At 69.6% G+C, this 25,450-nt stretch carries 20 protein-coding genes; 8 read left to right on the top strand and 12 right to left on the bottom strand.

What is annotated here, in order from left to right:
- The first annotated feature begins 164 nt into the window (after positions 1 to 164).
- A complete protein-coding gene (locus C8258_RS00820; protein WP_106953425.1) occupies positions 165 to 1,049 on the top strand; it encodes a universal stress protein in 885 nt (294 codons plus the stop codon).
- A 31-nt stretch (positions 1,050 to 1,080) separates the two neighbouring features.
- Here the strand turns inward: C8258_RS00820 and mgtA are convergent, their stop codons facing one another.
- Positions 1,081 to 3,813: a magnesium-translocating P-type ATPase gene (gene mgtA, locus C8258_RS00815; protein ID WP_106953424.1), complete on the bottom strand. Its 2,733-nt coding sequence runs from the start codon at positions 3,811 to 3,813 to the stop codon at positions 1,081 to 1,083.
- Positions 3,814 to 3,978: 165 nt separating this feature from the next.
- Between mgtA and otsB the strand changes: the two genes are divergently transcribed.
- Positions 3,979 to 7,950, top strand: coding sequence for a trehalose-phosphatase (gene otsB / locus C8258_RS00810; RefSeq protein WP_106953423.1), 3,972 nt, complete (start codon positions 3,979 to 3,981; stop codon positions 7,948 to 7,950).
- A 69-nt stretch (positions 7,951 to 8,019) separates the two neighbouring features.
- On the opposite strand, the gene C8258_RS00805 is transcribed toward otsB, so the two are convergent.
- The 4 genes from C8258_RS00805 to C8258_RS00790 are packed head-to-tail and all read right to left on the bottom strand — an operon-like array spanning position 8,020 to position 10,666.
- A complete protein-coding gene (locus C8258_RS00805; protein ID WP_199195527.1) occupies positions 8,020 to 8,595 on the bottom strand; it encodes a hypothetical protein in 576 nt (191 codons plus the stop codon).
- Complete coding sequence (locus tag C8258_RS00800; protein WP_106953422.1) at positions 8,592 to 9,272, bottom strand: hypothetical protein; 681 nt, start codon at positions 9,270 to 9,272, stop codon at positions 8,592 to 8,594. The genes C8258_RS00805 and C8258_RS00800 overlap by 4 nt, the downstream gene beginning before the upstream one ends.
- Entirely contained in the window at positions 9,262 to 10,209 is a 948-nt protein-coding gene (locus C8258_RS00795; RefSeq protein ID WP_106953421.1) for a universal stress protein, read from the bottom strand. The genes C8258_RS00800 and C8258_RS00795 overlap by 11 nt, the downstream gene beginning before the upstream one ends.
- 46 nt (positions 10,210 to 10,255) lie before the next feature.
- Complete coding sequence (locus C8258_RS00790) at positions 10,256 to 10,666, bottom strand: hypothetical protein (RefSeq protein WP_106953420.1); 411 nt, start codon at positions 10,664 to 10,666, stop codon at positions 10,256 to 10,258.
- Between the two features lie 241 nt (positions 10,667 to 10,907).
- On the opposite strand from C8258_RS00790, the gene C8258_RS00785 reads away from it, so the two are divergent.
- Genes C8258_RS00785 through C8258_RS00770 form a run of 4 tightly spaced genes read left to right on the top strand, consistent with a single transcriptional unit; the run spans position 10,908 to position 14,178 of the window.
- Positions 10,908 to 11,666 carry an SDR family NAD(P)-dependent oxidoreductase gene (locus C8258_RS00785; RefSeq protein ID WP_106953419.1) on the top strand — a complete coding sequence of 253 codons (759 nt, stop codon included), beginning with the start codon at positions 10,908 to 10,910 and terminating at the stop codon, positions 11,664 to 11,666.
- A 2-nt stretch (positions 11,667 to 11,668) separates the two neighbouring features.
- On the top strand, positions 11,669 to 12,634 hold the full coding sequence (locus C8258_RS00780) for a nitroreductase family protein (RefSeq protein ID WP_199195526.1): 966 nt from the start codon (positions 11,669 to 11,671) through the stop codon (positions 12,632 to 12,634).
- A gap of 4 nt (positions 12,635 to 12,638) precedes the next feature.
- Entirely contained in the window at positions 12,639 to 13,241 is a 603-nt protein-coding gene (locus tag C8258_RS00775) for a hypothetical protein (RefSeq protein WP_106953417.1), read from the top strand.
- A 25-nt stretch (positions 13,242 to 13,266) separates the two neighbouring features.
- Complete coding sequence (locus C8258_RS00770) at positions 13,267 to 14,178, top strand: universal stress protein (RefSeq protein ID WP_106953416.1); 912 nt, start codon at positions 13,267 to 13,269, stop codon at positions 14,176 to 14,178.
- A 39-nt stretch (positions 14,179 to 14,217) separates the two neighbouring features.
- Here the strand turns inward: C8258_RS00770 and C8258_RS00765 are convergent, their stop codons facing one another.
- A complete protein-coding gene (locus C8258_RS00765; protein ID WP_106953415.1) occupies positions 14,218 to 15,936 on the bottom strand; it encodes a GAF domain-containing sensor histidine kinase in 1,719 nt (572 codons plus the stop codon).
- A 236-nt stretch (positions 15,937 to 16,172) separates the two neighbouring features.
- Here C8258_RS00765 and C8258_RS00760 point away from each other — a divergent pair, with 236 nt between their 5' ends.
- The gene (locus C8258_RS00760) at positions 16,173 to 18,683 is read left to right on the top strand and encodes a cation-transporting P-type ATPase (protein WP_106953414.1); all 2,511 of its coding nucleotides are present in this window, start codon (positions 16,173 to 16,175) and stop codon (positions 18,681 to 18,683) included.
- Here the strand turns inward: C8258_RS00760 and C8258_RS00755 are convergent.
- From C8258_RS00755 to C8258_RS00730, 6 genes are all read right to left on the bottom strand, one after another.
- The gene (locus C8258_RS00755; protein WP_106953976.1) at positions 18,676 to 19,674 is read right to left on the bottom strand and encodes a nitroreductase family protein; all 999 of its coding nucleotides are present in this window, start codon (positions 19,672 to 19,674) and stop codon (positions 18,676 to 18,678) included. The two genes, C8258_RS00760 and C8258_RS00755, sit on opposite strands and share 8 nt — an antisense overlap.
- Positions 19,675 to 19,758: 84 nt before the next feature.
- On the bottom strand, positions 19,759 to 20,403 hold the full coding sequence (locus C8258_RS00750) for a response regulator transcription factor (RefSeq protein ID WP_106953413.1): 645 nt from the start codon (positions 20,401 to 20,403) through the stop codon (positions 19,759 to 19,761).
- 117 nt (positions 20,404 to 20,520) lie between these two features.
- Positions 20,521 to 20,982, bottom strand: a complete 462-nt coding sequence (locus tag C8258_RS00745; RefSeq protein WP_051025427.1) for a DUF2267 domain-containing protein — start codon at positions 20,980 to 20,982, stop codon at positions 20,521 to 20,523.
- Positions 20,966 to 21,475, bottom strand: coding sequence for a pyridoxamine 5'-phosphate oxidase family protein (locus C8258_RS00740; protein WP_369974686.1), 510 nt, complete (start codon positions 21,473 to 21,475; stop codon positions 20,966 to 20,968). The genes C8258_RS00745 and C8258_RS00740 overlap by 17 nt, the downstream gene beginning before the upstream one ends.
- Positions 21,476 to 21,580: 105 nt before the next feature.
- Positions 21,581 to 22,402: a sigma 54 modulation/S30EA ribosomal C-terminal domain-containing protein gene (locus C8258_RS00735; RefSeq protein WP_106953412.1), complete on the bottom strand. Its 822-nt coding sequence runs from the start codon at positions 22,400 to 22,402 to the stop codon at positions 21,581 to 21,583.
- Between the two features lie 90 nt (positions 22,403 to 22,492).
- The gene (locus C8258_RS00730; protein WP_106953411.1) at positions 22,493 to 23,101 is read right to left on the bottom strand and encodes a disulfide bond formation protein DsbA; all 609 of its coding nucleotides are present in this window, start codon (positions 23,099 to 23,101) and stop codon (positions 22,493 to 22,495) included.
- 130 nt (positions 23,102 to 23,231) lie between these two features.
- Here C8258_RS00730 and C8258_RS00725 point away from each other — a divergent pair, with 130 nt between their 5' ends.
- Positions 23,232 to 25,385 carry an MMPL family transporter gene (locus tag C8258_RS00725; protein WP_233224800.1) on the top strand — a complete coding sequence of 718 codons (2,154 nt, stop codon included), beginning with the start codon at positions 23,232 to 23,234 and terminating at the stop codon, positions 25,383 to 25,385.
- Positions 25,386 to 25,450 lie beyond the last annotated feature (65 nt).

Genomic DNA, 25,450 nt, shown 5'->3' with positions numbered 1-25,450 from the left:
CCGATCCGCGAGGGACCAAGGGCCTGTCCTGCCGGGACGAACGCGCCGACTTCGCCTCGGTGGCGGGCCGCGGACGAAGGCGGCCCGCGGTAGCGACTTTCGGCCCTAGATCGACGGTCATCGCAGCCGGACGATCGGAGCAGGTCCGGCGGCAGGAGGCGGCGATGACCAGTGACAACGGGACCGAGCGGACGATCGTCGCGGCGGTCGACGGATCCGGTACGGCGCTGCAGGCGGTGCGATGGGCGGCGGCCGAAGCGGCCGTGCGCCGGTGGGGACTGCGGATACTGCTCTCGTCGGCCTCGGCGCCGCGCACCGGCCTCAGCGCGATGGAGATCGTGGGCGGCCGGGAATGGTTGTACTGGAACGGCGAAGGCGTGCTGTCGGAGGCCGCGGCCATGGCCCGGCATGTGGCCGACGGCGTGGACGTCACGACCGAACTGACCGCTGATCCGGTGATCGACACACTGGTGGAGCGCTCGGCGCGCACGCCGATGATCGTGGTCGGCAGCCACGGCCGCGGCGCGGTCCGCCGGGCGCTGCTGGGCTCGGTCAGCTCGGCGGTCACCCGGCAGGCCCGGTGCCCGGTCGCGGTCGTCCATCGCGAAAGCCTGTTCACCGTGGGCGAGGACGGGCGGCCGGTGGTGGTCGGAGTCGACGAGGAGGGCACCGCGGTCGGCTGTGCGTTCGAGGAGGCGGCGTTGCGCGGGGTCGGCCTGCAAGCCGTCCGGTGCTGCGACGACGATGTCGGCGGGTTCGTCCTCGACGGGGAACTCCAGCAGTTCCGCGCGGACGAGACGCGCGCGCTGGACCGGCAATTGGATCCGTGGCACCGGAAGTATCCGGACGTCGCGCTGGAGTCGGAGGTCATGTTCGGCGGTCCCGCGCAGGTCCTGCTCGAACGAGCGGGTGACGCCCAGTTGCTGGTGGTGGGCCGCCACCGCTGGACGGGCCTGGTCGGAACGACGATGCGGTCCACGCGCGCCGCGGTCCTGCATCGCGCCCACTGCCCGACACTCGTGGTGCCGGAGCACGTGGAGCCGCAGTAGGTCCGGCCGGAGTGTGATTTTCGGCCCCGAATCAGCTGTGCGGCACCGATACTCGGAGCCGACGACGTCGGTTCGAGCGGTCCGTCCGGAGCGCCGTCCCGCCGATCGGCGTGCGCACCCGTCCGACGCTGAAGCGCGACGCTCGTCGCTGCACCCGGCGACCGGTCCGCGGCGGGTGGGCCGGCGTCGGTGCCGGACTGCGGAAGAACCACCGTTTGGCCGCTTCGGCGAGAACCAGATAGACCAGCACGGTCGCGCCCAACGCGGCGAAGAACGCGGCGGGCAGCGGGGTGAGGCCGAGGTCGGGCGCCACCGGCGTGTACGGCAGAGCCACACCCACACCGACCGCGGCGAGCACCGCCAGCAGCAGCGGAACACTGGGCCGGCTGCGATAGCTAGGACTGCGGCGCGTGCGAATCACGAACAAAACCAGCGTCTGAGTGCACAGGGATTCGACGAACCACCCCGTGTGGAACAGCTCCGCGCCGGCATGGAACACGAACAGCATCACAGCGAAGGTCGCGAAGTCGAACAGTGAACTGATCGGGCCGAAGACGAGCATGAAACGCCGGATCAGGCCGATGTCCCAGCGGGCCGGGCGGGCGAGTTGTTCCGGGTCGACGGTATCGGTCGGAATGGCGAGCTGGCTGGTGTCGTACAGCAGATTGTTGAGCAGGATCTGGCCGGGAAGCATCGGCAGGAACGGCAGGAAGGCCGAGGCGCCGGCCGCGCTGAACATATTGCCGAAATTGCTGGACGTGCCCATCAGCACGTATTTCATTGTGTTGGCGAAGATTCGGCGTCCCGCCATGACTCCGTCGGCGAGGACCTGCAAGTCCTTCTCCAGTAGAACGATATCCGCGGCGTCCTTGGCGATATCGGTCGCCGAGTCGACGGAGACGCCCACATCGGCGACGTGCAGTGCGAGCGCATCGTTGACACCGTCGCCGAGGAAGGCGACATCGCGGCCGGCATGCCGTTGCAGGCGGACGATCCGCGCCTTCTGCTCCGGGTCGACGCGGGCGAAAATCGTTGTGGTGGGCAGTAATTCGCTCAACGAGGCGTCATCGAGACGGTCGAGGTCCGCGCCGGTGAGCGGCCGGCCGGGGTCCAGGCCGAGATCGGTGCACACCCGGACCGCGACCGCGGGATTGTCGCCCGTGACCACCTTCACGGCGATGCCCAGGCCGGCCAGACGCCGCAACGCCTCGCGCGCGCTCGCTTTCGGCGGATCGAGGAAGACGAGGAATCCCCGCAGCGTCAGCTCGCGCTCGTCGTCGGCGCTCAGTCGATCGGCGTGGACCGCTGTCCGGGTCGCGACGGCGACGATGCGGTGACCGGCCGCGAACTCGGCGTCGAGCGCGGTGCGAGCGGTCTGCGGGACGTCGCGGCAGCGCGCGAGCACGGCCTCCGGTGCGCCCTTGGCGATGATCGTCGTGGTCGCGTCCGCGCCGCCGACGAGGACCGACACCATGCGGCGGTTGTGGTCGAAGGGCAGGACCGCGCGGCGGACGAAACCTGCCGCGGCGGCGTGTTCGGCCGTGCACGCGGTCCACAGTGCCGTGTCGAGTGCATCGGCGCCGGCCTGTCGTCCGTCGTGGACGGTCGCGTCGGTGCAGGCCAGACCGTAGACCACCGGCTCGTCGCCGGGGGTGCCGTCGGCGGCCAGCGCGCGCAGATACGCGATGCGCCCCTCGGTGAGGGTGCCGGTCTTGTCGGTGAACAGAACCTCGATATCGCCGAGATCCTCGATGCAGACCATCCGCTTGACCAGCACTTTGCATCGCGCGAGCTGCCGTGATCCGGCGGCGAGGCTGGTCGACACCACGGCGGGCAGCAATTGGGGTGAGATGCCCACGGCGATCGCCAGCGAGAACAGCAGGGCGTCGAGCATCGGGCGGTGCAGGGCGAGGTTGACCGCGAAGATGCCGGCGGTGAGTACGGCGGCCACCCACACCAGCAGCATCGAGAACCGGCGAAGCCCGATCTGAAATTCGGTGTCGGGCTGTCGTTTCCCCAAGCCCAGCGCGATCCGCCCGAACTCCGTCGCACCCCCGGTGGCGACCACGACCCCCCGCCCGTGCCCCGCGGCGACGACCGTGCCCATCAGCGCGCAGCACGACAACTCCGCGACCCCCGACCCCGGCGGCACCGGGGCGACCGATTTCTCGACACTGTCCGATTCGCCGGTCAGCACCGATTCGTCGCACTGCAGCGCCGTCGCCGACAGCAGCCGCACATCCGCCGGGACCAGCTGCCCGGCCCGCACCTCCACCACATCGCCGGGCACCAGATCGACCACGTCGACCGATTCGGGCCGTCCGTCGCGAAACACCGTGGCGCCGTGGCGGATCCGCTCGTGCAGCGCGTCGGCGGCGCGTTCGGCGCGAAACTCGTTCACCGCCCCCAAACCGACCGACACCAGCAGGATGATCCCGATGACGACCGCGTCGGAACGCTCACCGACGAAGAACGACACCACCGCGGCCACCCCGAGCAGCAGCAGAAGCGGCGAACGCAGCTGCCGCGCGACCACCGCGAGCAGCCGGGCACGGTGTGTGCGCACGGCATTCGGTCCGAGCAGGTGACGTCGGCGCGCGGCTTCCGTGCTCGTCAGGCCGGTGTCGGTGGTGGTCACCGCGGTCAGCGCCTGTGCCGGGGTCGAGGTGGCGGCCGAGGTCGCCGGCACCGGGCCGATCGAGGTGGTGGCATCGGTCCGGGGCGTGGCCGTCGAGACGACCGCTCGCACGGCGGCACGGTTCATACCTCGATGGTTGTTCGGGGCTACGGGCTTCGCCAGGGACCAAAGACCTTGCCGGACTGCTACCGCGGTCACCGCCGCTGCCGACAGTCGACCGGGGACCGGTGGCGGGCTGGGTGAGGACTTGTGTACCTTGCCGGGGTTCGTACGCGGGCGGAGGCTGGGGGAATGCACCCTGGCAAACCGGTGGCCGGGCCGGTGATCGACGCGCGTCGCTACGACGCGGTGATCTTCGATATGGACGGCGTGGTCACCGACACGGCGTCGATCCACGCCGCCGCGTGGACGCAGGTCTTCGACGGATTCCTCGCCGCCCGCAAACCCGGGCCCGGTGAGAACTGCGCGCCGTTCACCGCCTCCGACTACCAGGACTACGTCGACGGCAAACCGCGCTACGACGGTGTCGCGGACTTCCTTGCCTCCCGGGCGATCTCACTGCCGCGGGGCGAGCCGTCGGACACGGCGGCCGACGCCACGATCTGCGGCCTCGGCAACGGCAAGGACGAGGTGTTCCTCGCCCGGATCGCCGAGTCGGGCGTACCGGTGTTCGCCACCACGGTGGCCCTGGTGCGCCGCCTGCGCGCGGCGGGGGTGCGGGCCGCGGTGTTCTCGGCCAGCCGCAATGCTGCTCAGGTACTCGACGCCGCGGGGCTGGGGGATCTGTTCGCCGTGCGGGTGGACGGTGTCGTGGCCGAAGAACTCGGGCTGCCGGGCAAGCCCGATCCGGCCACCATGGTGCTGGCCGCGCAGCGGCTGGGGGCCGAACCCGAGCGGACGGTCGTCGTCGAGGATGCCGAGGCCGGGGTGAGCGCCGGGCGGGGCGGCGGGTTCGGATTGGTGATCGGCATCGAGCGCGGCGGGGATCCGGACCGGCTGCTGTGCACCGGGGCCGACGTGGTGGTCACCGACGTCGAGGAGATCCGGGTGCGCAGCGGTTTCCGCCGCCTGTCGGAGGTCGCGGACGCGCTGGCGTGCTGGACGTCGATCGCCGACGCCGTCGAGGACGAGCGCATCGCGGTACTGCTGGATTTCGACGGCACGATCTCGGAGATCGTGCCCGATCCCGAGGCGGCGATCCCGATCGAGAATGTGCGCGCCACCTTGGCCACGCTGGCCGCGCGGTGTCCCGTCGCCGTGATCAGCGGTCGCGGACTCGACGATCTGCGCACGCGCGTGGGTGTCGAGGGCATCTGGTACGCCGGTAGCCACGGTTTCGAACTCATGGCGCCCGACGGCACCGAACATGTGCACGAGGGCGGCCCGAAAGCCGAACGTGCGCTGGTACAGGCGGCGGCCGAACTCGCCGACCGGTTGAGCCGGATTCCCGGGGTGCTGATCGAGCCGAAGCGATTCGCGGTCGCCGTCCATCACCGCCAGGTCGCCGCCGATGCCGTCTCGACGGTCGTGGCCACCGTGCACGACATCGCCCGCGGGCAGGGCCTGCGCGTGACCGCCGGCCGCAAGGTCACCGAATTGCGTCCCGACGTGGACTGGGACAAGGGGCGGGCGCTGCACTGGGTGCTGGATCTGGTGGGCCGCCAGGTGATGCCGGTGTACCTGGGCGACGATCTGACCGACGAGGACGCCTTCGACGCGATCCAGGTCACCGGAGTGCCGCTGGTGGTTCGCCACGGCGACACCGGCGACCGGCGCACCGCGGCACGGTTCGCCCTCGACAGTCCCGCGCGCGCCGGGGAATTCCTGCAGCGGATGGCGGAACTGCTGACCGGGGAGAGCGATTGGGCGGTGGGACGCTCGTGGCTGCTCACCTACGACGGCTACGACCCCGGCGCCGAGCGGCTGCGCGAAGCGTTGTGCGCGGTGGGCAACGGCTACCTCGTCACCCGCGCGGCCGCGCCGGAGACGCGCGCGGGAACCCACCACTATCCCGGAACCTATGTCGCGGGAATCTACAACCGGCTCGGCGACGAGATCGCCGGGCGGCACGTCGAGAACGAGAGCCTGGTGAATCTGCCGAACTGGCTTCCGCTGACCTGGCGCATCGCCGACGACGAATGGTTCGATCTCGATGATGTCGAATTACTGGACTACACACAGCAATTCGATATGCGCCAGGCGGTACTCACCCGGCGGCTGCGCTGCCGCGACGCCGCCGGCCGGATCACGGCGGTGGTTCAGCAGCGTTTCGCGTCGATGGACTCACCCCACGCGTGCGCGATGCGGACCACCTTCACGCCCGAGAATTGGAGCGGGCCGCTCACCGTCCGGTCGGGGATCGACACATCGGTCCGCAACGCCGGAGTCGACCGGTACCGCGAGCTATCCGGGACGCACCTGACCGAATTGCGCATCGATACACCGGACGCGCACACCGCATCCACGCTGATGCGAACCACGCAGTCGCTGATCACCGTGGCCGTGGCCACCCGGACCACGGTGACATCGCAGGCGCGGCAGACAGCCGGCTCGCCGCTCGCCGACGGTACGGCCGCCCACGATTTCGTCGTGCGTGCCGAGTCCGGGCACGACATCGTCGTCGACAAGACCGCCGCGGTGTTCACCGGCCGCGACCGCGCCATCTCCGCACCCGACGAGGCCGCCCTGCGCCTGCTCGACGAGGCGCCGGACTACGACGCACTCTGCGCCGCGCACGCCGACGCCTGGGATCACGTGTGGCGGCGGCTGCGCATCGATCTGGACGCCAGTGAGGAATCGGTGCGCGCGCTGCGACTGCACGTCCTGCAAGTGGCGCAGACGCTGTCGCGCCATACCGCCGACCTCGACGCCGGGGTGCCCGCGCGCGGTCTGCACGGCGAGGCCTACCGGGGGCACGTGTTCTGGGACGAGCTGTTCGTCCTGCCGGTGGTGAGCCTGCGCGATCCGGCGCTGACGCGAGAACTGTTGCGGTACCGCTACCGCCGCCTGCCGCAGGCGCGGGCCGCGGCGCGCGCACAGGGCTGCCGCGGCGCTTTGTTCCCCTGGCAATCCGGCAGCGACGGGCGCGAGGAGAGTCAGCGCCTACATCTGAATCCCCGCTCGGGACACTGGAATCCGGACGCCAGCGCTCGCGCGCAACATGCCGGTCCGGCGGTGGCCTATAACGTGTGGCACCACTACCAGGCCACCGCAGACCGGGCGTTCCTCGCCGAGTTCGGCGCCGAACTACTGGTGGAGATCGCCCGATTCTGGTCCGATCGGGCCAGCTACGATCCCGCCGACGACCGGTATCACATCCGCGGTGTCATCGGACCCGACGAATTTCATTCCGGCTATCCCGGGCAGCCCTACCAGGGCATCGACGACAACGCCTACACCAACGTCATGGCCGTGTGGGTCATCCGGCGCGCCCTGGACGCGGTCGAACTGCTGCCGCCGCGGGTGCGGTCGGAACTGCTCGACCGCCTCGCGGTGCCGGCCGCCGAACCGGAACGCTGGGCCGAGGTCGCCGATCGGATGTTCGTGCCCTTCCACGAGGGAGTGATCAGCCAGTTCGCCGGATACGACCGGCTCGCCGAACTGGATTGGGACGACTACCGGCGCCGCTACGGCGATACGAGCCGGCTCGACCGCATCCTCGAGGCCGAAGGCGACGACGTCGACCGGTATCGGGTGGCGAAACAGGCCGACGTCCTGATGCTGTTCTATCTGTTCTCGGCCGACGAGTTGGGGCGGCTGTTCGCCGGGCTCGGCTACGATTTCGGCGGCCCGGACATCCCGCGCACCGTCGACTACTACCTGGCCCGCACCTCGCACGGCTCCACCCTGAGCGCCGTCGTCCACGCCTGGGTGCTGGCCCGGGCCAACCGGGACCGTGCGATGGAATTCTTCGCCAGCGTCCTGGAATCCGATATCGCCGACATCCAGGGCGGCACCACGGCCGAGGGGATTCACCTGGGCGCGATGGCGGGCAGTATCGACCTGGTCCAGCGCTGCTTCACCGGACTGGAGACCCGTGATGACCGCCTGATCTTCGCACCGTCCTGGCCGCCGGAACTGGGCACGCTGACCTTCGCGATCATCTACCACGGCCATCGCCTGACCGTGCGCATCGACGCCCGGCGGATCGAGATCAGCTCCGATACGGACGGGGCGCGTTCGATCACGGTCGAATGCCGCGGCCGCACCGTCGTGCTGGCGACCGGGGAGAGCGTCACGCTGCCGGCGAGCGACGAACACTGACAGCGCGAACACCGACCGCATGGGAGCGCCGAACCGTCCGGGCGGAGGTTCGGCGCGTCGTGCTTCGAATTATGCTGCGGTCGAACGGAATTCGGTGACCAGCCACCATTCCGTGCCGCCTGCGGCGTGACCGGTGGCCGCCACCGGCAGATTGCGGCGGCGCAGGCCGGGCAGCACCCGATAATCGATCGAGCCCGGGACGCTGACCAGGGCGAGCACCCGCCACAGCGCGCGGGCGTAGGCGTCGGCGGACGCCGCGCCGTCCCATTCGTAGAGCCCCCGGTATGCGCCCCGTTGATCGTGCGCCAGCCACAATTTGCTGATCATGCCCGGGAATCCGGCGAAGAGCACGGTGTTGAGGATACTCTCACGACGGAACCACGCGTGCCCGCGTCCGCGCACGCCCCGCAGCTCGAAACGCACCAGCAGCACGCACGGTTCGGGCGCGGGGATTCGATCGATCACGGTTTCCTGGTAGACGTAGGCCGACGTTCCGTCGCCGAAACTCAGCCACGTCCCGACGTTCCGGGCCGGGCAGTGGATGCGGTGGCGTGCCAGCAGCCCGACGGTGGTGATCATGCAGCGGCCGACCGCGAGGAAGGCCGGCGCGATCGGCAGTGGTGCCGGTGTGCCGGTGGTGGTCACGGGGTCTTGCTCCCGATCCGAACGGGTTCGGCGACGCGGTGCGCTTCGGCGCGTTCCTTGATGCCGCGCAACATCTTCTGCTCCATCACCAGACTGCCCGGTTCCAGGAAGAAGGTGTCGAACAGCCGCAGGACGGCCGAGGCGCCGGGAGTCGCGATCCGGTTGCGGCTCACCAGGCGGGTGCCCTCCGGGCAGGGATACAGCCCGAATTCCCAGATCCAGTTCCCGTCGTCGGTGCGGAAGACGAGCGCTCTTTCGGGTTCGAGCACCGCGACCCGGGCCGGGGTGTTGTCGGAATTCACCGTGACGGCGTCACCGACGGCGAGGTCCTGGAACCGGGGCAGGATCGACCGGGCGCTGTGGACGTCGATGCCCAGAAGCCGGTCGATCCAGTCGTAGCTGTAGATTCCACCGCGCTGCGGTCCGAACTGCACGAGCCAGGGCCAGACCGCGGCGGGATCGGCCGCGATCGTGATCGCCCGGGTCGAGAGCATGTCGGGCAGCAGGAGCAGATCGTCGCCCGGCATCCGCCGCCGCACCTCCTCCTCGGTCGCACCCCAGCGCAGACACCAGCGGCGTGCGAAGAGCCGATAGCCGGTGGCGAGCCCGCCCAGAAAGGAAGCGACGCCGACCGCCGCGGCCGCACCGCGACGGGCCGCCGGATGCTCAGTCCTCATGTGCCTGCTTCTCCTCCGGCGAGCGCACCACCATGACTGGGCATTTCGCGTGCTGGACAAGGGAATTGGACACCGATCCGAGCAGCAGCCCGCGGAAGCTGCCGCGGCCGTGGCTGCCGACGACGATGAGCTGCGCGGATTCGCTCCACCGCTGCAGATGGGCAGCGGGCTCGGCCATGCTGATGTGGCGGCGCACCGGGACGTCCGGATACTTCTCCTGCCAGCCAGCCAGTCGTTCCGCGAGGATCGCTTCCTCGTTCACCTCGATATCCGACATCGGGAACCAGGTGTACGGGTCGCCGACGAACGAGCCGAACGTCAGATCGCTCCACGCGTGGACGGCGACCAGTTCGGCGCCGCGTTCTGCGGCTTCCTCGAACGCGGCCGCCACCGCGGCCTCGCTGAGTGGGCTGCCGTCGACGCCGACCACGACGGGGCCGCTCTCGCGCGGTCGTGGCTGCTCCTCGGATTCGGTGCGTACCACCACGACCGGGCCTTCGGCGTGACTGGTGACCGACAGCAGGATCGAGCCGATATGGGTGCCGAAGCCGCCGGCGCCCTGGGCGCCCAGCGCGACCAGATATCCGGTGGCGCTGTGCCGCAACAGCATTCGCGCCGGATGCTCCGAGGACACCTCCGTGCTGACCTGAACCTCGGGCACGGTTCCGCGCACGGCGAGAGCCTCGCGGGCGACCAGTGCGGCGCCGTGGGCGCGCAGCCGTTCCAGCACCGCCGGCTCGGACAGGTCGTAGTTGTTGAACACCCGGCTCGCGCTCGGCAGGTCGAGTCCGTAGGCGATGCGCAGGTCGCGTCCTCGATCGCGGGCGACCTCGGCCGCCCACAGCAGCGCGGTGCGGGCACCGGCCGACCCGTCGACACCGACCACGATCGGGGCGGAGGCGAGGTGGTGCGCGTCGTCCGCGTACTGAGAACTCATCGGTATGTCCTTTCACCCGGATCGATCCGCCGCGCGGATGCGCCGCTCATGATTCGATCTCCTCGGTTTTGATATGCAGTCCCAGCGCCGCGACGACGATGCCGAGGACGAGATACAGCGGCTGCGCCCAGTCCAGGGTGCGAAGCACGGTCATCTCGGCGAGCAGCCAGCAGATCAGCAGCAAGCCGCTGATCACCGCGGCCGTGGCGACGCGCCGATCACCGGTGAGGGCCCCGGCCGCGGTGACCGCCATCGGTATCCCGACGACCAGCGCGAAGGCCACCGCACCCGCGGCCACTCCGGGCCGGGCCGGCGCGCCGTCGAGCGACGTGCTCACCCGTAGACCGGCGATCAGCGCGACCGCGAGCGTGAGGACACTCGCCGCGACCGCACCCGCGGACGCGGCCAGCAGCACGTGCCAGCGCCCGACGCCGTCCCCGCGAGTGATTCCTGCCATACCCCGACCTTTCCCGACACAGGGGAAGTGCCACCAGGGCCTTTGGTCCCGCACTGTCGTCACGAGGGTCCACCGGAGCCGGACACCTGGCGACCGGCCGACAGTTACCGCGGCTGCCGACCGTCACGACGACCACGACTGTCCGAAGACTCGGCGTTCCGGTGACTTTCGGCCGTGCCCCGCCCGCTGTCCGGGCGCGATGCTGAGTGCCATACCGCACCAGCGAAAGGGGCGACAGACAATGGGCATGTTCAGCGGTCGCAGTGCGATCGTCACCGGCGGCGCACGGGGCATCGGTGCCGCCGTCGCGGCCGAACTCGCCAAGGAGGGACTCGGCGTGGTGATCGCCGATCTCCTCGAACGCGACGGCACCGCCACGGCCACGGCCTTGGGCGCCGGCGCGATCTTCCGCCGCCTCGACGTCGCCGACGAGGATGCCTGGCAACGGGTGATCGCCGACGCGGAGGCCACGTTCGGTCCACTGGCGGTCCTGGTGAACAATGCCGGCATCGTCGATTTCGGCGGCGTCGACACCGAGCCGCCGACGATCTTCCGCCACGTTCTGGACGTCAACCTGTACGGCTCGTGGCTGGGCATGCACCTGGCCGGTCCCCGCCTGCGGGAAGCCGGGGGAGGGGTGGTGGTCAACATCTCCTCGACCGCTGGCCTGATGGGGTACGCGGGCCTGGGCGCCTACGTCGCCAGCAAATGGGGGTTGCGCGGGTTGACCAAGGCGGCAGCGCTCGAATGGGGACCGTCGAACATCCGCGTCTGCTCGGTGCATCCCGGCCCGATCCGTACCGCGATGACGGCCGGCATGGACGAATCCGTCACGGCCGCACAACCATTGGCGCGTTTCGGAGAACCCGAAGAAGTCGCCGCCATGGTCCGGTTCATCGTCTCCGAGGCGACATTCTCCACCGGATCGGAATTCGTGGTGGACGGTGGCGCCACGACCGGCCAAGTACTGAATCTGCCTGCCGCGGTGGGAGATCGATGATCATGACGAGACATCCGGACTACGACACGATGATGACGGCGGTAGGTCTGGCGGTGCGCGCACCGTCGGTGCACAACAGCCAGCCGTGGCTGTGGCGCATCGGGGACGACACCGTCCAGCTGTACGCCGACACCGCCCGGCAACTGCCGCAGACCGACCCCGATCAGCGCGATCTGATCGTGAGTTGCGGTGCGGCGCTGCATCATCTGCGGGTGGCGGCCGCGGCGCTGGGCTGGGCGACGGTGGTGCACCGACTGCCGAACCCGGCGGTGCCGGACCATCTGGCGGCGGTGGAATTCCGGTCCGCTCCGGCGACGGCCGACGCGGTCGGGCTCTCCCGCGCGATCGCGCTACGCCACAGCGACCGCCGTCACTACACCTCCTGGGAAGTGCCCGACATCCACGTCGGCGCCTTGACGGCCGCCGCCGCGGCGAACGGTGTGCTGGTCCGCGATGTGGTCGCCGACGGTGACCGGGTGCGGTTACTGCACGCCTTCGAGCGCGCGGCTGCGGTACACAACGCCGACGCCGCCTACGGCGCCGAATTGGCGCGCTGGAGCGGCCATCACGCTGCTCCCGACGGCATTCCGGCCCGGAGCGCGGTCGCCGCGACCGATGCGTCGACGCGGCCGTTCGGCGATCCGCGGCTACCGGAGGCGGTCGTCCGCGATATCGCCGACGCCGATCACATGCTGGTGCTCTACACGGCGGGCGACGACCGGGTGAGCCGGCTGCGCGCCGGGGAGGCGACCAGCGCGATCCTGCTGGCCGCGACCACATTCGGCTTGGCGACCTGCCCGCTCAGCGAGCCGCTCGAAATTCCGGAGGTGCGCGCGGACCTGCGTACCGGTCTGCTCGACGACAGCGGCTATCCGCAGATGATCGTCCGAACCGGCTGGGCCGCAACCAGTTCCCCGCTGTCACCGACACCGCGACGACCGCTCGACGACGTCGTGACCCGGCTGTGAGGAGATGACCGACATGAGACGGTATCCGTCGTTGGCATTGCGCGCATGGCGCACGGGTCCGTGGGCGCCGAACCGGTTGATGCGGCCGTCGGACCGAATCGAGGCCGCCGTCCGGATCCTGGCCGTCGCCGTGGTTCTCGCCGCGGTGCCGATCTGCGCGGCGATGGGCACGGCCCGCTACACCGATGCCGCCGTGCAGATTCGCGGCGAGAACGCGGCGAAGACGGCGGTCACCGCCACGATCGTCACCGATCCGGTCCGTACGACGGCGGCATCGATGGACGTGTCCGCCGATCGATACGAAGCCACGGTTCGGTGGACGCACGACGGGCGATCCGGCGAAGCCACGACAACCGTGGCCGCCTTGGCACATCCCGGGCAGCAGCTGACCCTGTGGCTGGCCCCCGACGGCCGCCCGACCGCCGCGCCGCTGCCCGCCGACACTGCGGCGATGCGCGGCGTCGGGCTGGGGATGGCCACATTCGTCGAAATCTGTTTCGCCACAGCGGCACTGGTATGGCTCACGGCTTGGGGCTTCAGCGCGCGGCATCGTGCCGGCTGGGCCCGGGAGTGGCGAAAGATCAGCCGCCCCATAGGAACTCCGTAAACACACGATTCACGAGGAGAACATCATGACCGAGCATTCCGCCGTACCGCAGCGGCACATCGATCGGCCGATCGTCGCCGCGGTCGACGGCTCGGCCGTCGGTTATCACGCGGCCGCCTGGGCCGCCGCCGATGCCGCACTGCGCGACTGCCGCCTCCATCTGGTCACCTCGATCTCGGTCGCGGGCGGGCTCGGGCCCGCCCCGATCCTCACCGAGGACGATATGAGCTGGCTGCATGTAGACGCCGAACGCATCCTCGTCGAGGCCGCCCGCATCGCCCGCGCCGCGACACCGGACCGTACGCCGGTGATCACCACCGAGATCACCACCGACGCCGTGATCGAGCATCTGATCGCACAGTCGGATCAAGCGGAGGGGATCGTGGTGGGCAGCCGTGGCCTGGGCGCCATCCGGCGTGGCCTGCTGGGGTCGGTGTCCTCGGCGGTGATCCGGCACGCGAATTGCCCGGTGACCGTGGTTCATTCGATGTCGGCGACCGATGCGGTCACGGCGGTGAAGCCGGTTCTGGTCGGCGTCGACGGCACGGCGAACAGTATGCCGGCGCTCGAATTCGCCTTCGCTGAGGCGTCGCGGCGCACCGTCGGATTGGTGGTGTTGCACGCGTGGAGCGACCGCAGCAGCGGCCTCGACCCCGCGATCGTCGGCTGGGACGCGATCCGGGAATCCGAGGACGCGGTACTGGCCGAGACCCTGGCCGGATACTCCGAACGGTATCCGGATGTGAAGGTGCGTCGCGAAATGGTGCTCGACCGCCCGGTGCGCTCGCTGCTCGACGCGTCGGAGAACGCGCAGCTGGTGGTCGTCGGCAGCCACGGCCGCGGCGGATTCACCGGAATGCTCCTCGGCTCCACCAGCGCGGCACTGGTGCAGTCGGTGGAATGCCCCATCACCGTGGTGCGGCAACCGGCCGAATAGACCGTGTCGCAGCGGGTTCGGTAGCAGTCGGCGGGGTGGTCAGCTCAACGGAGCCGACCACTCCAGACGAGTACCCGGCCGCTGCGAACCCGCCGCGCCGGCCTCGGTGCGGAACGTCCCGCCCAGCGAACGCGCGCGCTCGGCGAGATTGGTCAGGCCGCTGGGGGTGATGTTGTCGCCGATACCGCAGCCGTCGTCGGTGACGGTGATCGTCAGATCGTCACCGACGCCGAGCACGACCTCGAGCGTCGTGGCGCCGGCGTAGCGGACCGCGTTGCTGACCGCTTCGCGCACAACGGCTTCCGCGTGGTCGGCAAGCTGCGAACCCACCACCGACAGCGGTCCGGCCACCCGCAGCGAGCTGCGGATCGGGGTGTCGCCGCACTGCTGGCGGACCGCCTCCTCGAGGCGCTGGCGCAAGCGCGTGCTGGTGCCGCCGTGCAGATCGAAGATGGAGGTGCGGATCTCCTGGACCACATCCTGCAGTCCGTCGATCGCTTCGGTGAGCCGGACCTTGACCTCGGGAACGCGGGTACGGGGCACCGCGCCCTGCAGCGACAGGCCGATCGCGAACAACCGCTGGATGACGTGATCGTGCAGATCCCGGGCGATGCGATCGCGGTCGGTGAGCACGTCGAGTTCGCGCAACCGCTGTTGTGTGGCGGCCAGCTGCATGGCCAATGCCGCCTGATCGGCGAAGGCGGCGGCCAATTCCAGCATCTCGTCGTCGTAGGGGGCGGTGTCCTTGGCGCGGACGGCGATCAGGATCCCTTGCGGGGCATCGCGAGTGTGCAGAGGGACCAGCAGCACCGGTCCGCCGGTGGGGAACAGTGCGGCGAAATCGAGGTCGCTCACGTCGTCGAAGCGCAGCGGCCTGCGGTCCGCGAAGGCTGTCCCGATGATGCCGGTGACGTCGAGTGAGCGTCCCGCGGCGTCGGTCCGTTCGCCCGCGGCCTGGTCGACGATCAACTCGGTGATCTCCTCGGCCGGCACATCCGGGTCGGTGACCGTGGCGAGCAGCACCCATTCCGATCCGGTGAGTACACGCACATGGTCGACCAGATGTGCCAGCACCCGGCCGGGTTCGTCGGCGGCGAGGAATTCCGTGGTCAGATCACGGGTGGCCTCGATCCACGCCTGCCGGTTGCGGGCGGCCTCGTACAGCCGGGCATTCTCGATGGCGATACCCGCGGCGGCCGCGAGTGCCTGCACGATCAGCTCGTCGTCCTCGGTGAACAGCTGACCGCCGGCCTTCTCGGTGAGATACAGGTTGCCGAAGATCTCGTTGCGAATATGCACCGGAACACCGAGGAACGTGCGCATCGGCGGGTGGTGGGCCGGGAATCCGACCGACGACGGATGCTTCGCGAGATCTTCGAGCCGGATCGGCTTGGGCTGGGTGAACAACATGCCCAGCACGCCGTGGCCCTCGGGCAGATCGCCGATCTTCTTGCGCGTCGGTTCGTCGATGCCCTCGTAGATGAACTGCAGCAGATGTTCGTCGTGGCCACGGACCCCCAGCGCACCGTACTGGGCGTCGACCAGGCTGATCGCGGCGTGCACGATGGCGCGCAACGTTTCGGCCAGATCGAGTCCCGCGGTAACCGCCAGCATCGCCTCGACCAGACCGTCCATCCGGTCGCGGGAATCCATGATCTCGTCGACCCGATCGCGCACCTCGGCGAGCAACTCGCGCAGCCGCAGCTGCGAGAGGGTGTCGCGCACCGAGTAGGTACCGGCTCGCTGATCATCGGGCATATCGTCAGTCTCGATTCGCTGTCCGAGTAACGCGAAACATCGGTGTTTACGCTTGCGCAAAGCCTACCGCCATGCCCTTCGCCGCAACAGATATCTGCCGGTCGGACGCCGGGAGCCGATGCGACGAAGGTCGTCTCGACGGCCGCCGAAAGGCTCTGGCCCCGGCGGTCCCCGAGAGCGGACTGTCGATTGATGAGGAACTTTCGCGACACATCCCGCCGGAAAGGCGCCGCGCGATGACCGGTTCCAGTGCGACGCGGACACTGCCGGAGGGCCTTTCCGCGGCCGAAGCTGCTCGACGGCTGGCTCGCGACGGCGCCAACATCGTGCCGCGGCGGCCGCCGGCACCGTGGTGGCGACGGGTAGTGCGGCAGTTGCGGGACCCGTTGATCCTGGTGCTGCTCGTCGCCGTGATCCTCACGGTGGCGACCGGGGACTGGACCGATACGGCGGTCATCGCCCTGGTCATCGTGGTCAACACCGCGGTCGGTGTCGGTCAGGAGATCCGTGCCCAGCAAGCCATCTCGGCGCTGGAACAGCTGACCGCACCCACGGCCCGGGTGATCCGCGATCACGATCAACGGCAGCTACCGGCGGCCGACGTGGTCGTGGGCGATCTCGTCGTGCTCGGCGAGGGCGATATCGTCGCCGCGGACGCGACCGTCGTCGAGACCGCCGCGTTGATGCTCGACGAGTCGGCGCTGACCGGGGAATCGCTGCCGGTCGACAAATCCGTGGACGGCGACCCGGATCTGTCGGCCGGCACCGTCGTCGTGAAGGGCCGGGGCATCGCGGTGGTGACCGCGATCGGCGCCGCGAGCGCCACCGGCCGCATCGCCGGGCTGCTGGACCGCCGGACCGGTCCGACACCGCTGCAACGGCGTCTGGTCGACATCGGGCGGCTGCTGGCCGCGGTCACGATCGTGCTGTGTGTGGTGGTGTTCGCGCTGGGACTGGTCCGGCATCAACCACTGGAACTGATGCTGGTGACCGCGATCAGCCTCGCCGTGGCGGCAGTTCCGGAATCACTGCCGGCGGTGGTGACCCTCGGGCTGGCGCTGGGCGCCCGCCGCATGGCCGCCCACCGCGCCCTGGTCCGGACGCTGCCCGCGGTCGAGACGCTGGGGTCGGTCACCGTGCTGGCCACCGACAAGACGGGAACGCTGACCGAGGGCCGGATGGTCGTCGGAGAGATCTGGACGGTGGCGCAGCGGTCCTCGGCGGACGATCCGGCGGTGGGCGAGCTGCTGGCGGCCGCCGTGTTGTGCAACGACGCGCAGTTCGTCGCACCCACCTCCGAGACGGACGAGGCGGCGGTGCTGGGCGACCCGACCGAAGCCGCATTGCTCTGTGCCGCAACGGAAGCCGGCATCGATGAACGGGAGCTGCGGATCAGGATGCCACGCGTCTCCGAACTGCCGTTCGACAGCGATCGCAAGCGCATGACGACCGTGCACCGTTTACCGGACCGCACCTACCGCACCGTGTGCAAAGGCGCACCCGAAGCCGTTGTGCGCGAGACACTGGTCGATGCCGGCCCGGCGCTGCGTGCCGAGGCGCTGGAACGTGCGGCCGCGTTCGCCGGCCAGGGATACCGGGTGCTGGCGGTCGCCGCGGCGGATCGCCCGGATGCCCCCGGCGAGCATCCCGAACACGGCCTTCACCTGCTCGGCCTGGTCGCGATTCTGGATCCGCCGCGGGAGGAGGCCGCCGCGACGGTGGCGGCCTGCCGCCGCGCCGGGATCCGTCCCATCCTGATCACCGGCGACCATCCCGGCACCGCCGCCGCCGTCGCCACCGACCTCGGCATTCTGGCCAGTGGCGAGGCCGTCGTCGATGCGCGCGGCGCGAGCGAGGCCGACCTGGGCAGCGCCGCGGTCTTCGCGCGCGCTACCCCCGACCGCAAACTCGACATCATCCACACCTTGCAGGCCGACGGCCAGATCGTCGCCATGACCGGTGACGGGGTCAACGACGGGCCCGCGCTGCGGCGCGCCGATATCGGCGTGGCGATGGGCCGGCGCGGCACCGAGGTGGCACGACAGGCCGCGGACCTCGTGCTGGCCGACGACAACCTCGACACCCTCGTGGTCGCCGTCGAGGAGGGCCGCCGCGTCTACGCCAATATCCGGCGTTTCCTGATCTACGGCCTCTCCGGCGGGGCGACGGAAATCGCGGTCATGCTGTTCGGCCCCCTGTTCGGACTCGCGCTGCCGCTGCTGGCCGCACAGATCCTGTGGGTCAATCTGCTCACCCACGGCCTCACCGGGGTCGCCCTCGGTGGCGAACCGGCCGATCCGGCGATCATGCGCCGCCGGCCGCGCCCGCCCGCGCAGAGCATCCTCGGCGCCGGTCTGTGGCAGCGGATTCCGCGCATCGCGTTCGTTCTCACGGTGGTCACGCTCGCGGTGGCGGTGTGGGCACACCACACCGACCGGCCCTGGCAGACCATGGCGTTCTTCACCCTGGGGGTGACGCAGCTCGGTGTGGCGCTGGGATCGCGCACGCGTCCGTGGTCGAGCGCCAATCCACTGTTGCCGGTGGCGATCGCGGTCTCGTTCGCGCTGCAGGTCGCCGCCGTGTATCTGCCGCTGCTGCAACGGCTGCTGGAAACCCGGGCCCTGAGCTTCACCGACCTGCTGGTGGTGAGCGGGCTCTCGGTATTCGGGTACGTCGCCGTGCGGATGGATCGGCTGCTGCATCCGGGATCGGAACGGGCGGCCGACACGGCACGCAGCGTCACATGAAGGTCAGCACCTCGTCGACGTCGCGGCGCGGGGTCGAGGGCGGGATCGGCTCGTCCGCCGGAGAGTTGCCGATGCGGACCAGGACCTGCGGAAAGTGGTGATGCGGGAGCAGCGCGGCCAGGGCTCGACGACCCGCGGGCACCTCCGTGAGATGCGTGACCGGGCAGGTTCCCAGTCCCGTGGCGGTGCATTCGAGCAGTACCGCGGACAGTGCCTCACCGGTGCGGAGCCAGTACGGCCGCGCATCCTCCGGCGAGCTGATCGCGACGAGCCGGGCATGATCGAGGTGGCCGGCGCGGCGCTCCGAATGCGGCGCCGACGGGAACGCTCGGGCGACGTCGACTCGCGCGAGTTCGGCGTCGGAGATCAGACCGCTGGCCGGAATGCCCTCGGTGCCCTCGAAATGACCTGCCCACCAATGCAATTCGTCCTGATACATCCAGTCGTCACGGCGAGCCGCGGCGGCGGAGCGCGAGATCGCGGCGACCCGGGCGCGGATGTCGCCGGCGAATTCGTCGAAGTCGAGGTCGTGCGGGGTGACGAGAGCGCGCAGCCTGGGCGCCACCTGCTCCCAGTGCCGGGGCGCGTCCATCGGCAGCCGGTCGGTGTATCGATGGGTGATGGCCGCCGCGCGATGCGGGATTCCGTCCGGAGGGTCGCCCCACGGCCGGAATTCGAGGATCGCTATGAGGCCCGGCCGCTGCGGATCGGGCATCCGCACGATATCGGTATGCCAGTCCCGGGCGGCGAAGGCGGTGCGGGCGTGATGAAGGACCGTGCCGCAGCTGATCACCTGCTCGCGGCCGTGCGGGTCCGCGCCGGCGAGGACGCGATCGGGATCGGTGTACAGGAGCAGCTGATGCCGATCGAAGATCCACCGCCAGGGTTGAGTGTTGTGGACCGAGGGTGCTCGCTGCGCCAGCTCGACCACTGCCGCGACCGTGCGGTCGTCGGGCGTGTCGACGATTGTCGAGTGCTTTGCCGTGGTCATGGTGTCCAGTCTCACAACCGCGAGGCGATGCGAATACGGGCATTGATCCCGCACGGTGGGGCCGATGGTCACCGGCGGTCCGGGCTACTCCGCAGCGGTACGCGAATGCAGTTTGGTGGCGTAGACGGCCGCCTGGGTGCGGCGCTGCATACCGAGTTTGGCCAGCAGCCGCGACACGTAGTTCTTGACGGTCTTCTCGGCGAGGAACATGCGCTCGGCGATCTCGCGGTTGGTCAGGCCCTCGCCGAGCAGGTCGAGCAGTTTGCGTTCCTGTTCGGTCAGCGTCGCCAGGGGGCCGTCGGGCTCGGTGCCGTGGCGCAGCTGCTCCATCAGTGCGGCGGCGGCGCGGTTGTCCAGCAGCGATTTCCCGGCGCCGACGTCCTTGACGGCGCGGGCCAGCTCCATCCCTTTGATGTCCTTGACCACATAACCGCTGGCACCGGCCAGAATCGCGTCGAGCATCGCGTGCTCGTCGGTGAAGGAGGTGAGGATCAGACAGCGCAGGCCGTCGACCTTCGACAGCAGCTCCCGGCACAGCTCGATGCCGTTTCCGTCGGGCAGGCGGACATCGAGCACCGCGACATCTGGCCGCAACGCGGGGATGCGAGCGAGGGCCTGGGACACCGATCCGGCCTCACCGACGACCGACAACTCCGGGTCGCCGTCGAGCAGGTCACTCAGCCCGCGGCGGACGATTTCGTGGTCGTCGACCAGGAACACCTTGATCATGGCGAATGCGTCCAATCGGAGAAGCGGTGAATGTACCCACCATAATCGCCTGATCAGTCACTCATCATGGACGAAAGTCCCTTTCCTGGTTGCTGGAACCCTTCTGGTCGCCGGCGTCTACGCGTCGCCGGGAACCGTCGCGGCCGTTCCGTTGAGTTCGCTGCCGAGTAGCACCGCACGCAGCGGCTCTGGGACCACCGCAAGGACGTGGTCGAGATGTCCGGGGGAGAACACATCGGACAGTGCGATCGTCACGGCGCCGATCAACGCCACCGCCTCGTCGGCGGATACCCCCGCCTCGTGGGCGAACGCGTCGACGAAGGAGGCGACGTCGTGGTGCACGGGCACATGGGCGGGCACCCAGCCCTCGTAGAAGATGCCACGCAGCAATTCGGGCAATTGGGCGCTGAAATGCGCGGCCACGGGGACTTCGAGGCGGTCGCGCACGGTATGCAGCCAGGCGCGCAGCGCGCGCAGGGCGAAGGTCCGGTCCTCGGTGGCCAGCCGGTCGGCCACGGTTCGCAACCAGGTGTGGGCGGTGTTCAGGGCCGGAGCGAACGGATCATCGTGGTAGGTCATTCTTTTCGGCTTTCGGCGAGGGGGTCGGTGGCGCCGGCGGTCCGGGTGACTCCGGTGCGCCGACGAGACGGATACCGGTCACGATGGTGGGTTCGATTTCGACGACCGTATCCATGGTCGCGGCTGTCCACGGTCGCAGCATTCGCTCGTATCGCGCGACCCGGTGCGGATCGGCGACCGGCCGCGCGAGGCCGGTCACCACGACCGACCAGCCGGTGTGGGTGCCGGGGTCGATCTCGTCGGCCTCGTAGGCGACCACCACTCCGGAATCGGCTCGGATCGCCGAGGTCAGCCGGGACGTGAGCCGGGTGCGCACCACGACGCGCCCGTCGGCTTCGACGACATGGTTGACCGGGCGAATGGCCGGTAGCGCGTCGCGAGTGAAAACCACTCGGCCGTAAGCGATTCCGGCCAGCAGCCGCATCGCCTCCGCGCGGCCGAGAGCGACCGTGGAGTTGGGTGCGCCGTCGTCGGTGCGGTCGGGCGGTATCACGATACGGTGCCTCTCGGGAGCTGAGCATCCGGTCTGTTCATGCCACCACCGTGCGGGCGGTGCTGCTAGGGGCGAAGGTCCACCACTGCGAGGCCTTCGCCGGATTCATCGTCGCGAGGTGATGAATCCGTAGTGACCGTCGTAGCGGTGATAAAACACGCAGCCGCGATCGAGTTCGCGATCGCGGTAGAAGAGGAACGGTGAACCGCTCAGTTGCAGGCGGGTCAGGGCGTCCGCACGGTCGAGAACAGGCGCCGGGGCCTCGGCGACGGCGAGCGGCAGATCCGCCGCATAAGCGGTCACCGCGCGTTCGTCGAGCCGAGTCAACAGGTAGTGACCGCCTGTGGTGCGCGCGAGCACGCTCTCGGTATCCGCGCCGGACTCGGTGAACAACCAGAAGTCGTAGTCCATCAGCGCCATATCGGCCGCGGCCTCCGCAGCGGTGCGGTCCAGTAGATGAAAGCACTTGGTGCGCATGATCTTCCGTTGCGTGACCGGACGCAGATAGAGCAGCGTGGCGGCCGGCGGATCACACCGCTGCCGCTGCGCCGCTCCACCGCCGATCGGCATGCGCAGCCGAGCGCGTGTCCGTGTCTGCAGCAGATCCACCGCCTCGCGTGCCGTGGCTCCCGTCACCTGCACCCGCAGCGGTCGCGTGGCGACGATATCGGCCTGTGCCACGAACGGATTCGCGAGCGCCGACTCGCGATGGTCGGCCAGGCGGACCCGGATCGACGCCACCGGCGACGGTGCGCAGCGCGCGGCGTCGCCGATGCGCCGCCGCGCGTACTCGCCGAACATGCTGGGGACTAGATCACCGAGCCGGATGTCGACGGTGGGCAGGTCGTACTCGGGGCCCTGGTCGTCGGATTCGGCGCGGCGTGTGGTGCCGTGCCGAGCGCCCGGCGCGGTGCTCGCGAAGTTCATGGTCACGCTCCTTCGCGTCGATACCACCGCATCGCCGGCGCTCGGACCAGGGCCGAAGGTCACCGGCCCGCCTCGTGTTCGTCCGCGCTGTCAGGTGCCGGCGGCGGGTTCGGTGGTGTCCGGCGGCCCGGAGTACGGACTCTGCACGGCCGCGAACTCCGGCGTGGAGGCGAGGGTGACCACCGCGTCGAACAGCTGCTTTCCCTGCCGCGGATCGGGAATCTTCGTCAATACGGGTCCGGAGAAGCCGCGGCCGTCGACGACGGCGATCGGACTTCCGCTCGGTTGCCCGAGGGCTTGCTGGGCGGCCCGATGCTTCTCGGCGACGAACTCGTCCAGGCCGGCGTCGTCGGCGGCCGTGGCGAGCGCTGGATCCAGATTCAGGCGGGTGAGCACGGCCGCGATCGTCTCGTCGGTGACCGGTTCCTTGCGGGTGTGCGCCACGGTGCCGAACTCCTGATACAGCCGGTCGAACCCGTCGTCACCGTATCGGCGGGTAACGGCGGCGAAGACCCGCCCGAGGCGCCGCGATCGTTCGATCATCGGCCGATGGTCGTCGTCGACGTCCTGTCCCTCGTTGAGGACGGCCAGGCTCATCTGCCGCAGCGTGACGCGAGCGTCGGCACTCGTCTGCAGCCAGCGCGCGGTGACCCAGCTGAACGGGCAGACCGGGTCCACATACAGCGCGATATCCGTCATGTCGTCTCCTTTCGTCGTCATGGCCGGTGTACCCGGATGTGGCCGAGCGCACCTTTGCGTCCTGGATACCCCCTGGGGTATGTTGGCCGCTATACGAAATATACCCCCTGGGGTATTGAAGGGAGGCGTGATGACCGAAACGAAGGTCGTGTCACCGCCGTCGGCCACCACGCGAGGCCATGGCGGAATGCTGAGCAGACTGGGTGCCGCCATGGCCGGCCACGCCCGGATCGTGTTCGGGGTCTGGCTGCTGGTGCTGGTGGCCCTCGGAGCCGCGGCGCCGAGCGTGTTCAATTCCCTCGCGGGCGCCGGCTGGCAGGCGAACGGGTCGGATTCGGTGCGCGTGCGCGAGCTGGCCCAGCAGCACTTCGGCGGCAATTCGTCGGCCGCGGTGCAGGTCGTGGTGCATTCCGACAGCCGGACCGTCGAGAGTCCGGAAGTGCAATCGGTGCTGGGCCGGATGACCGCGATCTTCGCCGGTGATTCGCGCTTCGGCGAGGTGGTGGCGCCCCAGCCGGGGATGTCGATCAGCCCCGACGGGCACACCGGAATCCTCATCGCCGGCGCCGCGGCCTCGACCGACGACATGGTGAAGGCGGTCGACGCCCACAAGGATGCGCTGACGGCGTTGTCGGGCAACGGAATCGACGTTTATCCGACCGGCGCGTCGGCTCTGTGGAGCGACTTCAACAAGGCCAATCACGATGCGATGCTGAAGGCCGAGATGTTCTCCTGGCCGGTGACCCTCGCGATCATGGTGGTCGCCTTCGGATCGCTGGTCGCGGCCGGGCTGCCGCTGTCGCTCACCCTGGCCGGCTTGATCGCCTCGGCCGGCGGGCTGGTGCTGCTCAACCACGTGACGCCGATTTCGGTGTGGGCCATGAACTTCGCGATGATGTTCGCCCTGGCGCTGGGAATCGACTACGCCCTGTTCATCGTCGCCCGCTTCCGCGGCGCGCTCGCGGCGAGTTCCGATCCACGCGCGGCGGTCGCCGAGACCATGAGCACGGCGGGTAAGGCCGTGGTGCTGTCCGGGCTGACGGTACTGGTCAGCTTGTCGGCGGTGCTGATCGTGCCGGCTCCCGCGGTGCGGACGATGGCCGTCGGAATCATGTTCGCGGTGGCGTTCGTGCTGCTGGCGACGCTGACCCTCTTGCCTGCCGCGCTGGGAGCGCTGGGTGGCCGGATCAACGCCGGATCGCTGCCGCGGATCGGCCGCCAGCCGCACCGCTCACCGCGGTTCGCGGCCTGGGGCCGGATCCTGCACGATCGGCCGTGGCCGTTCGCGATCGCCGCGCTGCTGGTCCTGGTCGCGCTGGCGATCCCGGTGACCGGGCTGAAGGTCGCGATGCCGTCGATCCAGGTCGTGCCCGCGGACGCGCCGGTTCGTCAGGGTTACGAGTTGGTGCAGGCACAGATGGGCGAGGGCGCTCCCGGAATGTTGCAGATCATCGCGCCCGCAACGGAATCCGGCGCGGTGGCGAATGCCGCCTCGGCGGTCGACGGCATCGCGATGGTCACCCCGCCGCAGGCCGCCCGCGACGGCAGCGAACTGGCGATGATGCAGGCGCTGCCCAACGTCGATCCCTCCGACGCGCGGATGGCCACGATCCTCGATCACCTGCGCGATCGGCTGCCGGCCGGAGCGCTGGTCGGCGGCGCACCCGCGGAGAATCTGGACCTGCAACACGCGCTGAACCACTACTTCCCGATCATCGTCGGAATCATCCTGGTGCTCGGCTTCGCCTTGCTGCTGGTGGCGTTGCAGGCTCCGCTGATCGCGGCGCTGGGCACGGTGGTGAGTCTGCTGTCGACGGCGGCGGCGTTCGGAGTGGCGAAACTGATCTTCCAGGACGGGCACGGGGCCGGCCTGCTCGGTTTCCGCCCGCAGGGATTCCTCGACGGCTGGGGCCCGGTGTTCTTCTTCGCGATGATCTTCGCCATCGCCATGGACTACACGGTATTCCTGCTGGCGACGGCGAAGGAACACTACGAGCGGTCCGGGGATCCGAGTCGCGCCCTGGTGGACGGACTGGCCCATTCGGGCCGGGTGATCTTCGCCGCCGCTGCGGTGATGGTGGCGGTGTTCTTCACCTTCTCGCTCGCCGATCCGCTACCGCCGAAGGAGATGGGCATCATCCTCGGTGTGGCCGTGCTGCTGGACGCTGCCGCGGTGCGACTGGTGCTGCTGCCGGTGCTGTTGCGCCTGACCGGTCACCGGGCCTGGGCGTCACCGCGGTGGTTGCGCCGGATCCTGCCCTCGATCAGCTTCGCGCATGACTGACGCCACAACCCTCCGGCATACCCCCAGGGGTATGCTGGAGGGGTAGGCGACGAGAGGACGGACAG

Source organism: Nocardia sp. MDA0666 (genome assembly GCF_003023875.1).
Taxonomy (GTDB): Bacteria; Actinomycetota; Actinomycetes; order Mycobacteriales; family Mycobacteriaceae; genus Nocardia; species Nocardia aobensis.
This window is presented reverse-complemented; position numbering and strand designations above follow the sequence as displayed.

Excerpts from the sequence above, each read along its gene's own strand:
- C8258_RS00820 (WP_106953425.1), top strand. The coding sequence starts at position 165 with ATGACCAGTGACAACGGGACCGAGCGGACGATCGTCGCGGCGGTCGAC.
- mgtA (WP_106953424.1), bottom strand. The coding sequence starts at position 3,813 with ATGAACCGTGCCGCCGTGCGAGCGGTCGTCTCGACGGCCACGCCCCGG.
- otsB (WP_106953423.1), top strand. The coding sequence starts at position 3,979 with ATGCACCCTGGCAAACCGGTGGCCGGGCCGGTGATCGACGCGCGTCGC.
- C8258_RS00800 (WP_106953422.1), bottom strand. The coding sequence starts at position 9,272 with ATGAGGACTGAGCATCCGGCGGCCCGTCGCGGTGCGGCCGCGGCGGTC.
- C8258_RS00795 (WP_106953421.1), bottom strand. The coding sequence starts at position 10,209 with ATGAGTTCTCAGTACGCGGACGACGCGCACCACCTCGCCTCCGCCCCG.
- C8258_RS00790 (WP_106953420.1), bottom strand. The coding sequence starts at position 10,666 with ATGGCAGGAATCACTCGCGGGGACGGCGTCGGGCGCTGGCACGTGCTG.
- C8258_RS00785 (WP_106953419.1), top strand. The coding sequence starts at position 10,908 with ATGGGCATGTTCAGCGGTCGCAGTGCGATCGTCACCGGCGGCGCACGG.
- C8258_RS00780 (WP_199195526.1), top strand. The coding sequence starts at position 11,669 with ATGACGAGACATCCGGACTACGACACGATGATGACGGCGGTAGGTCTG.
- C8258_RS00775 (WP_106953417.1), top strand. The coding sequence starts at position 12,639 with ATGACCGACATGAGACGGTATCCGTCGTTGGCATTGCGCGCATGGCGC.
- C8258_RS00770 (WP_106953416.1), top strand. The coding sequence starts at position 13,267 with ATGACCGAGCATTCCGCCGTACCGCAGCGGCACATCGATCGGCCGATC.
- C8258_RS00765 (WP_106953415.1), bottom strand. The coding sequence starts at position 15,936 with ATGCCCGATGATCAGCGAGCCGGTACCTACTCGGTGCGCGACACCCTC.
- C8258_RS00760 (WP_106953414.1), top strand. The coding sequence starts at position 16,173 with ATGACCGGTTCCAGTGCGACGCGGACACTGCCGGAGGGCCTTTCCGCG.
- C8258_RS00755 (WP_106953976.1), bottom strand. The coding sequence starts at position 19,674 with ATGACCACGGCAAAGCACTCGACAATCGTCGACACGCCCGACGACCGC.
- C8258_RS00750 (WP_106953413.1), bottom strand. The coding sequence starts at position 20,403 with ATGATCAAGGTGTTCCTGGTCGACGACCACGAAATCGTCCGCCGCGGG.
- C8258_RS00745 (WP_051025427.1), bottom strand. The coding sequence starts at position 20,982 with ATGACCTACCACGATGATCCGTTCGCTCCGGCCCTGAACACCGCCCAC.
- C8258_RS00735 (WP_106953412.1), bottom strand. The coding sequence starts at position 22,402 with ATGAACTTCGCGAGCACCGCGCCGGGCGCTCGGCACGGCACCACACGC.
- C8258_RS00730 (WP_106953411.1), bottom strand. The coding sequence starts at position 23,101 with ATGACGGATATCGCGCTGTATGTGGACCCGGTCTGCCCGTTCAGCTGG.
- C8258_RS00725 (WP_233224800.1), top strand. The coding sequence starts at position 23,232 with ATGACCGAAACGAAGGTCGTGTCACCGCCGTCGGCCACCACGCGAGGC.